Origin of the sequence: Cohnella suwonensis, from assembly GCF_042655365.1 — a bacterium.
GTDB lineage: Bacteria > Bacillota > Bacilli > Paenibacillales > Paenibacillaceae > Cohnella > Cohnella suwonensis.
Map to the genome: position 1 here is coordinate 60,746 of NZ_JBHSMH010000090.1, position 13,964 is coordinate 74,709.

Consider the following 13,964-nt stretch of genomic DNA (forward strand, 5'->3'; position numbering starts at 1 on the left):
AGGAGGACGCCCATGTCATTTTCGATGGAAGTCGCAAGCTCGGAGCGGATCAAGGAGGCGATCGAGCGGGAGGTCAAGCCGGTTCCCGAAGAAGTCGCCAAGCTGAAGGAACTCGCCGACGCCAACGTCGCCACGATCTTGGCGCTCGATATCGAGTCGCTCGAGAAGAGGAAGGAAATTCTGCAATCGATCGACGCGTTCGGCTTGCAGACGATGAAATCGTCCTCGGACAAAAACGCGTTGCTCCAAGTATCCGTCGGCAATCTGTCCAAGACGGGAGACGAAGGCGGCCAAGTCGCCAAAGGGCTGACGGCGCTCCAGACGCAGCTGAAGGATTTGGACCCGAGTCTCGTCGATTTCGCGAAGAGAGGTTTTCTCGGCAAGCTCTTCAATCCGCTTCGGTCGTATTTCCAGAAGTACCAGAAAGCCGACGCGGTCATCGCGGACATCGTCGTGTCGCTCGACAAAGGAAAGACGACGCTGAAGAACGACAATACGACGCTGGAGATCGAACAGCAAAGCCTTCGGGAGCTGACGAAAAAACTTCAAAAGGAAATCCAGCTCGGCGGGTTGATGGACGAATCGATCGAATCGCAGATCGAAGCGGCGAAGCAACGCGGCGAGGATGCCGACAAAATCAAGTTTATCACGGAGGAAGTGCTGTTCCCGTTACGTCAACGCGCGATGGACCTGCAGCAGATGCTCGTCGTGAACCAGCAGGGCATCATGGCGATCGAGGTTGTCATCCGGAACAACAAGGAGCTTATTCGCGGCGTCGACCGCGCGAAGAACGTCACGATCTCCGCGCTCAAGATTTCCGTAACCGTGGCGAGCGCCCTATATAATCAGAGAATCGTCCTGAAGAAGATCGAGTTGCTGAACCAGACGACGAACGAGCTGATCGCCGGCACGTCCAGAATGCTCAAGGAGCAAGGGGCGGAGATCCACAAGCAATCGCTCGAGACGAGCGTTTCCGTAGAGACGTTAAAGCAAGCGTTCACCGACGTGCTGGCCGCGCTCGATTCGATCAGCGCGTATAAGCAGGAAGCGTTGCCGAAAATGCGGGAGACGATCAATCAGTTCCGAGAGCTGGCGGATACCGGCGAGAAGCAAATCCAGCGGCTGGAGAAAGGACAGAAGCTGGGCTTGTAACGCTCGATGCGGATAAAAGCCAAGGTCCTACATCCCAGACATAGGAAGCCTGTCAGATAGCGTTCCTTCGTTGCCGAGCGGACAATTCGTCTCTATAATGGCAGTAAGGGGGAACGGACAGTGAACGATTTCGCAAGCAAATGGGAAGCGACCCGCAATCAAGGAAAGCAAAAATATACGATGAAATACGGCGTGCTGTACATCGGAATGACCGCGACGATACTGCTATCCGTCTTGGATTGGATTTCTAACGGATCGGTATCCGTCGTCTATCTGTGCAGCCGGATCTTGGTATTGCCGATGATCGGCGCCATCATCGTCGGCATGCGCTGGGAAGGCATGGAGAAGAAATACGCGAAACTCAAAAGCGATGCCGAAGCGAAAGCTTGATCGACGATATTGTCGTTCCGCACTGACGAAGAGCACGCCGCCCATCGGGCAGGTGCTCTTCTTTTCGTTTTTTACGTATTGATTAGAGGGGAATACATTGGTATTGTCTAGTTGAAATTCAAGCGAAAGGAAATCCGATCCATGAAAAGAAAAAAGATTTGGAGGATCGTCCGCATCGCGATGCTTTACGGATTAGCGCTCGCGATCGTTCTGCTGGCCGTCGGTTACTTCTATCAGTCGGCGGGCAATCGGAACGACCGTTCGGTCTTCAAGCCGGTCGGCAAGCTGGTGGACGTGTTCGGCGGCAAGATGCATGTCTATAGCGGGGGGGAAGGCGACGCGACCGTCGTCCTGAGCGCGGGATGGGGTACCGTCAATCCCTACGTCGATTTCTACCCGCTGATCGAGAAGCTCGCCGGTCGAACGCGGTATGCGGTCGTCGACAACTTCGGTTACGGCTACAGCGACGTGACGGACCGCAAGCGGGATATCGATCTGATCGTCGAGGAAATGCGCGAAGGGCTGAATCAAGCCGGACAGAAACCTCCTTATATCATGGTCGGACATTCTCTCGCTTCGCTCGAAAGCATCCGGTTCGCTCAGAAATATCCGGACGAGGTCAAAGGAATCGTGCTCATCGACGGCGGCAGTCCCGAGTATTACGCAGCGCACCGTCCATTAACGTTCATCTCCCATGCGCAAAGGTTTCTGGTTCGATTCGGCATCGCGAGAGCGCTCTATCATTTCGACGGATTCGAGGAATCGCTAGCAAGCGATCGCAACGGCTTAAAGCTTCTCCCCGAAAAGCTGAAGGAAATGGACCGGGTATCGTCCTTATTGATCGCGAATAACAAGAACATCACCGACGAAATGCGCCAAAGCCGGAATAACGCGAAAAAGGTGATCGAAGGAACGAAACCGCTTGCCGTCCCCCTTATCGCCATGACAGCCGGAAGCTTCGGCAAGGCGACGACCGATTGGCTGAACAGCCAGAAGGAATTACCGTTGTGGTCGAAGGAGGGGAAGCAGATCCTCGTAGACGACGCCAATCATTACATTCATCTATACCGGCCTGATTTGGTCGCCGAGGCCATCTTATCGTTGGAGCCGACGAATAATCCATGAGCAACAGAGTATCGTACTTATCGGTTCCCATGCGGCGGCAAGTCGTTTCGTTCGATGTTCGCGTACGGCATTGCGTACAAATCGTCCATCAACGGACAAAAGGCGGAACGACATGGAACAATCCCGCGATCAAGTTTTTATCAAAAGGGTCGGCGCATTCCTCGTCGATCATTTCACGATTGGAATGATTGTAGCTTCCATCGTTCTATCGGCGATTTATTTAGACATCGCGATTTTTACGTTTTCACTTTTTAACCGCGTGATGCTCTTCTCGGCCGCGGCATGAAGGAAGCCCATCTCGTTCGCCCGAACCGGACGACGCTGCTGAAATACGTCAACGAAACGATCGGAAAAGCCTCGCGATCAGCGGGGATTTTTCTTTTTCACACCTATATTCCGAGAAAAATAGCAACCAACCGCCGCAAACATGCGTCTATAGTTAAGTTCCATATTCAGGAAACGGTGGGGAGAGGAGAGAGAACGGATGAAGATTAGAGGGTGGAAGAGAGCGGGGATCGCGCTATTATCGGTTCTCCTGCTGATTCCGGGCATCGCGGCGGTCGATGCCGCAACGTCGCAAGGGGGAATCACGTCCGGGACGACCGCGGTCGTTTTTTATTTGGATAAGAAAGAAGCGTTCCTCGACGGCAAACAAGTGACGTTGGAAGCCGCGCCGGTCGTCGTTCAAGGCAATACGTTCGTTCCCGCGCAATTCGTCGCCGGCGCGTTCGGCTTGAAGTACGCTTCGGACGCGGCAACGAAAGTGATCACGTTGGAGACGTCCAAGACGCGCATGAAGTTCGACTTGAAGAACAAATCCGCTTACGTCAACGACTATTGGTTCAAGCTCGATCAGGTGGCGACGGTCGCAGGCGGCAAGCTGCTCGTCAAGCTGACTTGGCTGTCTTCCTATATGGGCGCCACCTACTCGTATAACAAAGAACTGCGAAGAATCGACGTGCTTCATCTCAATCGTCCGGACGGCGTGTACGATCCGGCTTCCAACAGCTCGAAGCCGGTCGCCAAGTTCGCGTTCGGCAAGAGCAGCTATAAGCTCGGGGAACCGATTAAATACGTGAACTTAAGCTACGATCCCGATGCGGAGGCTCTAGCGTTATCGTGGGAAGGCAAGGAAGAAGCGTTCTTCAAGCCGGGGATATACCCCGTCACTTTAACGGCGACGGACAAGAGCGGCAACAAGAGCGCTCCGTATACCCGCAACGTCGTCATCGAGAACAAAACATACTTAAGCAAGGCGGAATACCCGCTGTACGCGAAACCGGAAGGCGCCTATATTACGACGGATTGGCCGACGCTATACGGCAATTATTTAAACCTCGACAACGTAACGAAGCAAGTAACGGAAGACAGATCCCGTTCGCTCATGGTCAGCGACAGTCCGGAGACGTTCGCCGAGCTCGGCATTCTGTACCAAGACTCGGCCGAAGGGAAGACGCGGCTGTACGCGAACCATCAGAACGGCACGAACGCGAAAGTGTCGTTCGCGATCTTGGCGACGAACGCGACGGAACGTCCTGTTACGTTGAAGACGACGAGAAAAGGCGAAGTGTACCCGACGGTGTACGCGATGCAGATGGGTAGCGAAGCGAGCGTCGACTTTATGATGGACGATCCGATCGACGAGGAGATGACGATACCTCCCGGCGAAACCTACATCTATAAGCAATTTCCGGATTTCTATCCGGGACAAGGCGTTAACCTGCTGTACGACGTCGAGACGGACGGAGAAGTGCAGTATACGTTCGCGGTAGCGAACGCCGTTTCGAACGAGATGCTCGATCTGCCGAAGCTACCTTACAACAAGCATATCCGAGGAACCTTCCCGATCACCGGCTTCGATTGGAAGATCGACTTGTCCGAATCGGGCTTAAGCAAGCCGAAGGTGCTCGTGCTCGGAGACGGCAAGCAGGATCCTTTCCAGAAGGGCGTCGATCCGCTTCGCGACAACGCCACGGTAGACGACCCGGCCAACTACGGAACGGTGTACCGGATTCATGCCGAACATCCGAGGCGAATGGCGGTCTTGATCTTGGCGAAAGGCGGTTCGTTCAAAGGACCGTTCAAGATCGACGGAGAAATACGCAAAGTGCCCGGCTCGGGGGTACTGACGGCGTTCGATGGCATGGTCATCCTCGAGAAAACGACCGGCGACGAGATGAGCCTCGACATCGAATTCACGCCTCCCGCCGGTTCGGCCTTCCCGATCAACCTGATCTTCTATCCGCTCGACGAGCGGGCCGATTAATTCATTCGCGGAGTCTCGCCCGGCTCGGAGAGGCTCCGCGAAGCTGTTTGTACAGCTTGCTGAAGCTTTGCAAGCTGCCGCAGCCGACCTTGTCCGCGATCTCGGATACGGACAAGGACGTATTCCTGAGCATGCGGTCCGCTTCTTGAACACGATGCAGGTTTACGTATTGCACGAAAGTTAACCCCGTTAATTGTTTGAACGTCTTGCAGAAGTGGTAAGGGCTCAAGTGAACGATGCCCGCGGCTTCCTCCAGCGTTATTCGTTCCATGTAACGTCGGCCGATTACGTCCAACAACGTTTTGAACCGGTCGGCTTTCCGGCGGAAGCCTTGCAGCCGAACGTCCGCGGCATCCTCCGAGAACCAGCGAGCGAAGCAGGCGAACATCGCCCGGCAGAGGGCGCGAACGCTTTGCTCGTAGTAGGGTTCTCCGCCGCGGAATTCGGCGATGAGTAAGTCGAGCATGCCGTTTAAGGTCGCGTAATGGTCGTCTCCCGGCGTTAGCTTGGCCGCGATGGACTTCACGCCGGCCGTGTAAGGGGAGACGAGTTCGAACGAGTCGGAGTCGGACGCGTGCAAAGCGGTCATCGACGGATGGAACACGACCGCGTACATGAGGAAATCCCGCTCGGGCGAGTAGACGGAGTGGAGCTCGCCGCTATTGACGAAGATGAGGTCCCCCGGCTTCCCGAGCCAATGTTGGCCTCCGATCTGGATGACGGCTTGCCCCCGTTCCACGCGAATGATCTCGAAATGCTCGTGCCAATGAAGCGCGAGAACGTCGCGATCCCGGAATGCGGTATGAAAGACGTTAATCGGAAAAGCCCGATGGGCGAGTTCGGTTGACTCCTGCATGAATTTATTGCGTATCATGTTTCGTTCTCCTTGATTCGATGTTCATTATATTCGCAATATCGGATAAATCTATCGCAATTCCCGCGGAGAAATCCAACCGATTTGCCTGTATGATGGAATCCTATCATATCCGGCAGAGCGAGGGTATACGCAATATGGAACAAACGAAAGAATTATCCGAAGGTCCGTTAACGATCTGGCGGTTGTCTTGGCCGATCGGTATCGAGCTGACGTTGCAATTGTTGATGGGAACGATCGATACGCTCATGGTGAGCCGGCTCGGAGACCGTGCGGTGTCCGCCGTAGGCATCTCCAACCAAGTCGTCACCGCGGCGATGACGCTGTTCGCCTTGATCAACGCGGGCGTCGCCATCGTGCTGGCCCGCAACTGGGGAGCGGGCAACTACGAGAAAGCGAGAAAAGCGGCTATCCTTTCCATGCAAGCGAACGGGCTGGCGGGCATCGCGCTCAGCCTTTTCTTCGCGTTGTTCACGGGGGTTACGCTTGCGGCGCTTAGCACGCCCCAGGAAATATCCCCTTACGCGAACGAGTATTTAACGACGATCGGCGGTTGCTTCGTCGTCGTCGTGCTTCATGCGGCGACGAATACCGTCATCCGGAGCACGGGAAACACGAAAGGGCCGATGTATATTGCCGTCGGCATGAACGTTGTTCATCTCTTGTTGAATGGGTTGCTCATCTTCGGTCATGCGGGCTTTCCGGAAATGGGGATCGCGGGGGCGGCTTATTCGACGGCGATCAGCAGGTCGCTGGCGTTGCTCGTGTCTGCGTGGTTGCTCTGGAAAACGTTCCATCCCGCCTGGGCGCGGAAGGAATGGTTCGTCTTGGATAAGTCCGTGCTGAAGGAAGTAGCGAAGATCGGGCTGCCGGTGTCGTTCACGGCGGTCTCGTGGGGATTCTCGCAAGTGTTCATCACTCGGATCGTCTCCGGCATGGGACCCGACGCGATCGGGGCATATGCCTACTTGCAGACGATTCAGATGTGGCCTTGGATCGCGGCCAGCGCGATCGCCGGCGGGCTGGGCATACTCGTCAGCCAATTGTACGGCGCGGGCAAGACGGAGGAGCTAACGAAGAGGCTTAGGCGCGGCATAACGGCGGGAATGGCGATCGTAACTACGGTATCCGCCATTCTCTTCGCGGCGGGTCATCCGGTGATGGCGTTATTTACTTCGTCGCGCGAGATCGTGGACTTGGCCATTCCGGTACTGGGCTTCACGATCATCTGGATGCCGCTACGAGTCGTCGGCTTGCTGACTTCGACATCGCTCAACGCGGTCGGAGAAGCGCGGGCCGTAGGCCTCATGTCCATCTTCGGCATGTGGGCGCTGGCTACGGGCGGCGCTTACTTGCTAGGCGACTTAGCCGGCATCGGCCTGATGGGAGTATTCTTGGCAGCGCTCGCGGACGAAATCGTTCGAGCGTCTTACTTCGTGGCCAGGTGGAGAAAGAAAAGCAAGCAATTGCGCGCGGTATCCGATTCTATTCCGATCCAAGCTTAGACCGATACCCGACGAAGGTCGCCGGGTATCGGTCAGTAGAATAGGCAGGGCAAACAAATCCGCACTTACAATTCCGCATATACTCGACAACCCGGCTTATGGATTGGAAGACGCCATCTCCGCGTATGTTTTTTGGCATACCATATTGGAAATACGAGGTACGTATACGATTTCTCCCGGGCTCAATTGATTCGGATTGGCAAGGTGGGGATTGGCCTCTTCCATTATCGTATGGGGAATGTTGTATTTATGGCATACGGCCGCTAACGTATCGCCTGCCTGTGCTTGGTGCTGCGCGAACAACATATCGTCCGATTTGCCGTCTCTGAAGAAAGGGAAGAAGAACGGGGAAAAGAAAAAGAACGGAAATAAGAATCGATTAGGGAAAAAGGGATGGGGAAATGGGCGAAAGAACGGGCGTCCGAATCCTCCTCCGAATCCTCCTCCGAATCCTCCTCCGAATCCGCCGCCGGGAAAAAATCCGCGATTATCCATAAGCTAACCTCCACGAATATAGTCATTTGACTATATAGGGTATTAATTTAGGAACGAATGGGTTCCTATTTATTATTTCAACCGAAACGTCTTCACGATTCTCGGCGCGTCGACGTTGACCATACGCTTGAGCAGCCGAATCGGAATACCGTATTTCTTATAATCATAGTCCGACTTGTCTTTTTTGAGGAATTCGTCGGGGAGTTCTCCGGGCAGCGCGTACGCGTAGATGAAGCCGTCGCGGGCCGCGAGGCGGACGAAAGGAGATTCGTCGTAGCCTTCCTTGATCCATTGTTTTAACGTTTTACGGAATACGAGAATGGATAACGCCTCTTCGTACACTTTGCCTTTGTATTTGAATAGGAAAAAGACGCCGTACTTCGCGTCGATGACGCGTGTCGTCCGTTCGAAGACGATGTAGTTTTTCCACCAAAGCGGGAGCTTCACGCTGAAGCCGTATTTGGGGTCTTGGTATACGATGTAAGCCATGGCTTTCGCGCCCTCTCTGCATACGCTAGTAATGATACGGTTAGCTTATTCGCGTCGCCGCCGTACCGATTGTATAATCGCCGCGGACGGAAAGATTGAATATAGCCATTTAATCGCTTTTACGGCGGGCCGAGGGGAATTACAATGTAGAAGTCGGGCCCGACGAATTTCCGCGAAAGGAGATGATCGAATTGATCTACCATCCCGAGGTGATCTCCGTTTAACGGAGATCGTCGATTAGGAGGGGAGGCCGCAAGGCCTCCTTTTTCATCTAATCCATGTTCTGGAGCTAACTGGGAAAATTACGAAATGATGTTGTATAATGAGAGTGCTTTTGTTTTAGGGCGAAGCCACTATTCGAGAGGAGGAAGAAATACATGTTCAAAGTAATGACGGCTGTAACGAAATCTATCTTTTTTGCGTTCGAGATGAAGGAGGGCCAACTTGATTTACAAAAACGGGAGAGACGTTATTCCCCCTAGTCTGCTTCGGGAGTTGCAGAAGTACGTTGACGGCGAGTTGATTTATATACCGAAGCTGGACGACAAACGCGCGCGTTGGGGGGAAGTCAGCGGCACGAGGAAGCTGCTGGCGGAGCGGAACAAAGAGATCTGCCGTTTGCATTCGGACGGATCGACCATCGCGGAACTCGAAAGACGGTATCATTTAACCGGCGAAAGTATTCGTAAAATCATATTCAAATTTCGCAATCATTCCGTAACGGACGCAGGAGTTCATGTCGATTCAAATTACGACCCCGTAACTTTTTCGCGTGCGACCGTCCGGTGAACGAAGATCCGACCCGGATCGATATGGCGTAACAAAAACGAACGAGCGGTCTCCGTCGGAGCTGCTCGTTCGTTTTTGTTAGCAAAATGCAGTGGAGAGGCGCGCCCGGCGACTTCGCGTTGGCCTACGTGATCGCGCACGAAGTCGGTCATCACGTGCAGACATTGTTGGTAAGCGGTGACGATTAACAAAGGCTTCTTGAACGGTACGATCGACGGGGGAGACACGTTCGGGGCGCAAAAGTTGTAAAGGGTATTAGTCTATGAAAACCGAGAGTAACTTTATCTCCAGCGAGTCGTTTAAATAACCATACGTATCTATTAATGGAATGGGTGCAGAGATGATCGTGAAGGAGATAGAGTATGAGAATCCTAACGTGGAGTTTTCTATTGGCTACGACTCTTTTGGCCGCCTGTACGACGAAGTCTGGTCATATCGACACGAATCAAGCGATTGAGATCGCAAAAAAGCTGGAAACGAACGAGGATGTCGTCTGGCAAGCCTCGCTCGAAAAAAACAAAGAAGTCGTTATCGGCAACGCGGCGGAAAAACATGACGTTTGGATCGTTACCGCGGAATACCCGATGCATAACAAAATGATCGTCCAAATCGAAGCCGATACAGGAGAAGTGATCTCGGTGATCGAGGTCGAAGCGGATGACGTATCCGCAGACGCTCCAACGCAACTTCCGGAGCCTTCGTTCTCCCCAGAAGTCGCACTTTCGCCCGTTTTCGATGAGTCGAAGCCGACGACGGCAAGCGAACCCGAGTCTAGCCCGGCACCGATTGTCCTCAAGGAAAACGAACTCCGTTCCCTTTTCGAAGAGACATGGCCAGTCGTCTTGCCGGACGGACAAACTTATAGAGGTTTCATTCCGATCGACGAAAACAAAATCGTATATTCGACGGAAGAGACGAACGGGTTAACAAGCTCGTTCTACGAGTTGGATTTCCTTACGGGCCTAGCGACGAAAATCGGTACAGTGGACGGTTCCGTTTATTTATTAAAATATAACGATTCGAATCATCAGCTCCAGATTAAAATAGCAAAAGAAAATCAGGAATCCTATGCGGCTTGGGTACCGGGCTCCGCGAAGATCGACTCGAATCCCCGCATCTTGTTGACCCGAAACGACAATTGGTCGTTGTTCAAAACAAACGAGAACGAAGGGATATGGGCCATCCGCAACGAAGGCGGGAAACCGATTCGATTGACCGAATACGACTTGGACCACGATCCGATCTGGATTCCCGGAACGAACCAATTCGTGTATGTCGCTTACTCGGGCCATACGATCGCGGATGGTTCCGGATACGGATTCTCGCTTTCCCGGTACGACTTGGATAAAATGGCCGGCGAACCGCTGCCCTTCGGGGAGGGGCCGCTAATTCTCAAGGGATGGTTGAACATAGGCAAGGCGTTACTCGTCGACCGTGCGTTCAATGAAGGGCAATCCGTCGATTACACCGAGCCCGCCGTCATTCGGCTAACGGGAAATAAGGAAACCAAACTTATCGCAGACAATATGAAAGGCTTTAATTTGGCGTACAACGAGACGAGTTCCGAGTTTGCGCTTTCGATTCCCGGTTATTTCGGCTTCTATGATTCGAATGGAGAAATCGTTTCTTTAACGCCTTGGTTCACCGATTCCTCCGAGTCGGCGACTTCTCCGTTCATGTTTTCTCCCGATGGAAGTAAAGGCGACTACTTGATGGGAGGTACGTACGGTTCACGACTCGTTATCTCCGATTCGCGCGGCAATCGAGCCAAACGGTTGAACGAGGAGCCTTTGCCGATCGATTCTTGGACATGGACGCCAAAGGGTTCGGCTATCATCGCATTTGTCGGTAATCAAAGCGGGTCGTATTTCGTCCTTCAGAAAGCTCAATCCTATCCGCATGATCGATGACTAGGCGGACGTAACCAGATAATCCGCAAGCAAAAAGGCACGTAGCCGTCTCGCCGGCCGCGTGCCTTTTATTTGAACCAACCTTTTTCCCGGAACCGCTTAATCGCTTCGACCCGGTTGCCGACGTCCAGCTTCGTCAGAATGACGGAAATATAGTTGCGGATCGTACCCGGAGTAATATAGAGCTCCTCCGAGATTTCCTTCGTGCTCTTGCCGTCGGCGATGAGGCCGAGCACTTCCTTCTCCCGTTCGGTGAGCGGATTCTCCTCCCCGTAGGCCTCGTCCATTAACTCCGGCGCGTATAACCTTCGGCCGGCGACGATCATGCGGATCGAATCCGCCAAGTCCTCGCTCGGGCTATCCTTCAGCAAATAACCGTGAACGCCGGCTTTGATCGCCCGCTCGAAATAGCCGGCCCTCGCGAACGTCGTCAGGATGACGACCTTGCAATCGAATGCGGCAAGCTCTTCGGCTGCCTCCAGACCGCTCTTCAGAGGCATCTCGATATCCAGAATGCACACGTCCGGCCGATGTAGCCGAGCGAGCTTCACGGCCTCGTCGCCGTTGCCCGCTTTCGCGACGACCGTCATGTCGTCTTCCAGATCGAGAAGGGAGGCGAGGGCGCCCAATATCATTCGTTGATCTTCGGCGATGACGATTCGAATCATGGTTACGCCTTCTCTCTCGGATGGGTGTTCGGTACCCGGAGCAGAAGGGAAGTGCCCGGGCCTGCTCCCCATTCGATGCTTCCGTTGACGAATTCGAGCCGTTCCTTCATGCCTTTAATGCCGCTTCCCCTGTTGGGGAAGGCTTCGCCCGTCAAGCCGATGCCGTCGTCCTCGACGATGACAAGCAGGTCCGACGGCCGGTGCCGAATGGAGATCTTGCAGGCGGAAGCCCCGCTATGCTTGACGACGTTGTTGACAGCTTCCTTCAGACACATGCAGAGGACGCTCTCGTTCATCGTAGACAGGTTCTGCGATTCCGTGCTTCCTTCGACGATCAACTCGATTTGGGCGGCTTTCAGTATTTGACCGATGCGATGAATCTCTTCGGGCAACTTGGCCCCGCGCATCTTCGTCAGCATTTCCCGCACTTCTTTGAGCGCGTTGCGCGCCGTATGGCTGACTTCCTTCATCTCGCTCAGGGAGGCGGCAGGGTTCTTCGTCATGAGCTTCTGCGCCAGGTCGCTCTTCAAGCTGATCAGAGACAGCTTCTGCCCGAGCGTATCGTGCAAGTCTCTCGCGATCCGTTGCCGCTCCTCCAGCTTGACCAAATCGGAGATCCGCTTATTGGCATCGTTAAGCTGTACTTGAAGCGACTCGTTCTTATTGCGATTATAGTTCGTGATCGGGAGAAGGATGACCATGATCAGGCAAAGAACGACGAACGGCAGCTGATTAATGAAGATCGGATTTTTTACGAAGAAGCCGTATTCGATCGTCAAGATCGTCGAGACGAGATGGATGACGTATAACGTAAAGAATCCCCTCCGGCTCGCGATGTTGCCGATGATGAACGTCAGGAAGAGAGAAAAGTACACGAAGCCGAACAGAACGGTCATGGCGACGGAGATCGCGATCTGGACGCCGGCCCAGACGTACACCTTCCAGCCTTTCGTGAAGAACGCAAGCACGTAGGAGATGAAGAACAAGACGATCAGCGCGATGCCGGCTGCAATATAGAGCTTGGAGGACGAGCGAAAAATAAAATAAAAGGGCAGGATGAACAACACTGCCCATACGAATGGATTCAATCCCGTCGTTTTGTGGAGATTAGACCGCCATTTTTGCATGCTGTACCACCTTCTAGGCGATGCCGGTAGCGTTACAGGTAGTTCGATCCGATATCCGCTTGACCGGTGATCGGTTTACTTGCGGCCGACGCCTGTTTGTTGAGCGAGGCTTTCAGATCCCGGAAACCGATGAACGTCTTGGCATTCTCGTCCCATAAGCGGAAGCGCAAGGAACGCAAGCTGGTGCGAATGTCGATCGTCGTCGCTTTCTGAAGCGGAGGGATGGCCAGATGCGCCTTCTCCAAGTTGTAATTCGGAACTTTCGGGCTCAAGTGGTGAACGTGATGGAAACCGATATTGCCGGTGATCCATTGAAGAAGGCGCGGAAGGCGATAATAAGAGCTGCCTTCGACCGCCGCGTTCACGTAGTCCCATTGTTCCTCGTGCTCGAAGTAGGAGTTCTCGAATTGGTGTTGAACATAGAATAACCAAATTCCGAGCATCCCGGCAATCAGAAGAATCGGCCCCTGGACGAGAAGCAGGCTTTGCCAGCCGATCAACCAACCCATTAACGCGTATACGGCGGCGATGGCCACGGTCGTAAAGTGCGTGTTCATTTTTTCTTTTTTCTTCGCGCCTTTGCGGTTCATCCGGTACGTGACGACGAACAAGAACAGCGGTCCGAACCCGAGCATGACGATCGGATTGCGGTACAACCGGTAAGCCAGCTTGCGCGATGGAGGAGAGGCGACGTATTCGTCGACGGTCATGACCCACATGTCGCCGACGCCCCGCTTGTCGAGGTTGCCGCTCGTCGAGTGGTGGATATTGTGCGCGTTCTTCCATTGCTCGTAGGGGAAATGCGTAACGATGCCGAGAATGTTGCCTAGCGCGTCGTTCGCTTTGCGGTTTTTGAAAAACGATTGATGGCAGCAGTCGTGGAAAATAATAAACGTCCGGATGAGGAAACCGGCGGCCGCGACGGCGATCGGGACCGTCAGCCAGTAGGAAACGGACAAGCTGGCGTATGCCGCGATCCAAAGCAAAACAAACGGCAACAGGGTGTTCGCGATCTGGCGGAGGCTTGCGCGGATATTCGTCTGCGAATAGGGCGCTGCGCTTTTTTTCAATTCGGAGATCTTCGTCGTGTTCATGGTTAGCGGCCTCCTGGCTGGATGATGCTCTCGTTGCAAGCGATTTTATGCGCATGCGTCGTTTCATTCTAAGTATAAGA

General features: G+C 53.8%; 14 protein-coding genes and 1 pseudogene. 9 read left to right on the forward strand and 6 right to left on the reverse strand.

The annotated features are described in order from the left end of the window. The first annotated feature begins 12 nt into the window (after positions 1-12). From ACFPPD_RS20750 to ACFPPD_RS20770, 5 genes are all read left to right on the forward strand, one after another. A complete protein-coding gene (locus tag ACFPPD_RS20750) occupies positions 13-1,152 on the forward strand; it encodes a toxic anion resistance protein (RefSeq protein ID WP_209746105.1) in 1,140 nt (379 codons plus the stop codon). Positions 1,153-1,272: 120 nt separating this feature from the next. Next, positions 1,273-1,542, forward strand: coding sequence for a hypothetical protein (locus tag ACFPPD_RS20755; protein WP_209746107.1), 270 nt, complete (start codon positions 1,273-1,275; stop codon positions 1,540-1,542). 141 nt (positions 1,543-1,683) lie between these two features. Then, complete coding sequence (locus tag ACFPPD_RS20760) at positions 1,684-2,667, forward strand: alpha/beta fold hydrolase (RefSeq protein ID WP_209746109.1); 984 nt, start codon at positions 1,684-1,686, stop codon at positions 2,665-2,667. Positions 2,668-2,779: 112 nt separating this feature from the next. Beyond that, positions 2,780-2,953: a hypothetical protein gene (locus ACFPPD_RS20765; protein ID WP_209746111.1), complete on the forward strand. Its 174-nt coding sequence runs from the start codon at positions 2,780-2,782 to the stop codon at positions 2,951-2,953. 198 nt (positions 2,954-3,151) lie between these two features. Next, entirely contained in the window at positions 3,152-4,933 is a 1,782-nt protein-coding gene (locus ACFPPD_RS20770) for a stalk domain-containing protein (RefSeq protein WP_209746113.1), read from the forward strand. Between the two features lies 1 nt (position 4,934). Here ACFPPD_RS20770 and ACFPPD_RS20775 read toward each other — a convergent pair whose 3' ends face one another. Then, positions 4,935-5,807, reverse strand: a complete 873-nt coding sequence (locus ACFPPD_RS20775) for an AraC family transcriptional regulator (protein WP_209746115.1) — start codon at positions 5,805-5,807, stop codon at positions 4,935-4,937. A 137-nt stretch (positions 5,808-5,944) separates the two neighbouring features. On the opposite strand from ACFPPD_RS20775, the gene ACFPPD_RS20780 reads away from it, so the two are divergent. Next, entirely contained in the window at positions 5,945-7,312 is a 1,368-nt protein-coding gene (locus ACFPPD_RS20780; RefSeq protein WP_209746118.1) for an MATE family efflux transporter, read from the forward strand. A gap of 96 nt (positions 7,313-7,408) precedes the next feature. Here the strand turns inward: ACFPPD_RS20780 and ACFPPD_RS20785 are convergent, their stop codons facing one another. Together ACFPPD_RS20785 and ACFPPD_RS20790 are read right to left on the reverse strand one after the other, a co-directional pair. Beyond that, positions 7,409-7,807, reverse strand: a complete 399-nt coding sequence (locus ACFPPD_RS20785) for a LysM peptidoglycan-binding domain-containing protein (protein ID WP_209746120.1) — start codon at positions 7,805-7,807, stop codon at positions 7,409-7,411. A 72-nt stretch (positions 7,808-7,879) separates the two neighbouring features. Further along, the gene (locus tag ACFPPD_RS20790) at positions 7,880-8,296 is read right to left on the reverse strand and encodes a hypothetical protein (protein WP_209746122.1); all 417 of its coding nucleotides are present in this window, start codon (positions 8,294-8,296) and stop codon (positions 7,880-7,882) included. Between the two features lie 444 nt (positions 8,297-8,740). Here ACFPPD_RS20790 and ACFPPD_RS20795 point away from each other — a divergent pair, with 444 nt between their 5' ends. From ACFPPD_RS20795 to ACFPPD_RS20805, 3 genes and pseudogenes are all read left to right on the forward strand, one after another. Beyond that, on the forward strand, positions 8,741-9,085 hold the full coding sequence (locus tag ACFPPD_RS20795) for a CD3324 family protein (RefSeq protein ID WP_378083153.1): 345 nt from the start codon (positions 8,741-8,743) through the stop codon (positions 9,083-9,085). A 65-nt stretch (positions 9,086-9,150) separates the two neighbouring features. Next, positions 9,151-9,267, forward strand: a pseudogene (locus tag ACFPPD_RS20800) (neutral zinc metallopeptidase); the annotation flags it as partial. 180 nt (positions 9,268-9,447) lie between these two features. After that, positions 9,448-10,995 (forward strand): hypothetical protein, encoded by a 1,548-nt coding sequence (locus tag ACFPPD_RS20805; protein ID WP_209746124.1) that lies wholly within the window; start codon positions 9,448-9,450, stop codon positions 10,993-10,995. A 68-nt stretch (positions 10,996-11,063) separates the two neighbouring features. On the opposite strand, the gene ACFPPD_RS20810 is transcribed toward ACFPPD_RS20805, so the two are convergent. From ACFPPD_RS20810 to desA, 3 genes are read right to left on the reverse strand one after another with little or no spacing between them, the layout of a single operon-like run. Next, positions 11,064-11,663: a response regulator gene (locus ACFPPD_RS20810; protein WP_209746126.1), complete on the reverse strand. Its 600-nt coding sequence runs from the start codon at positions 11,661-11,663 to the stop codon at positions 11,064-11,066. Between the two features lie 2 nt (positions 11,664-11,665). Further along, positions 11,666-12,790, reverse strand: a complete 1,125-nt coding sequence (locus ACFPPD_RS20815; RefSeq protein WP_209746128.1) for a histidine kinase — start codon at positions 12,788-12,790, stop codon at positions 11,666-11,668. 32 nt (positions 12,791-12,822) lie between these two features. Then, positions 12,823-13,884, reverse strand: a complete 1,062-nt coding sequence (desA, locus tag ACFPPD_RS20820) for a Delta(5) desaturase DesA (RefSeq protein ID WP_209746129.1) — start codon at positions 13,882-13,884, stop codon at positions 12,823-12,825. Positions 13,885-13,964 lie beyond the last annotated feature (80 nt).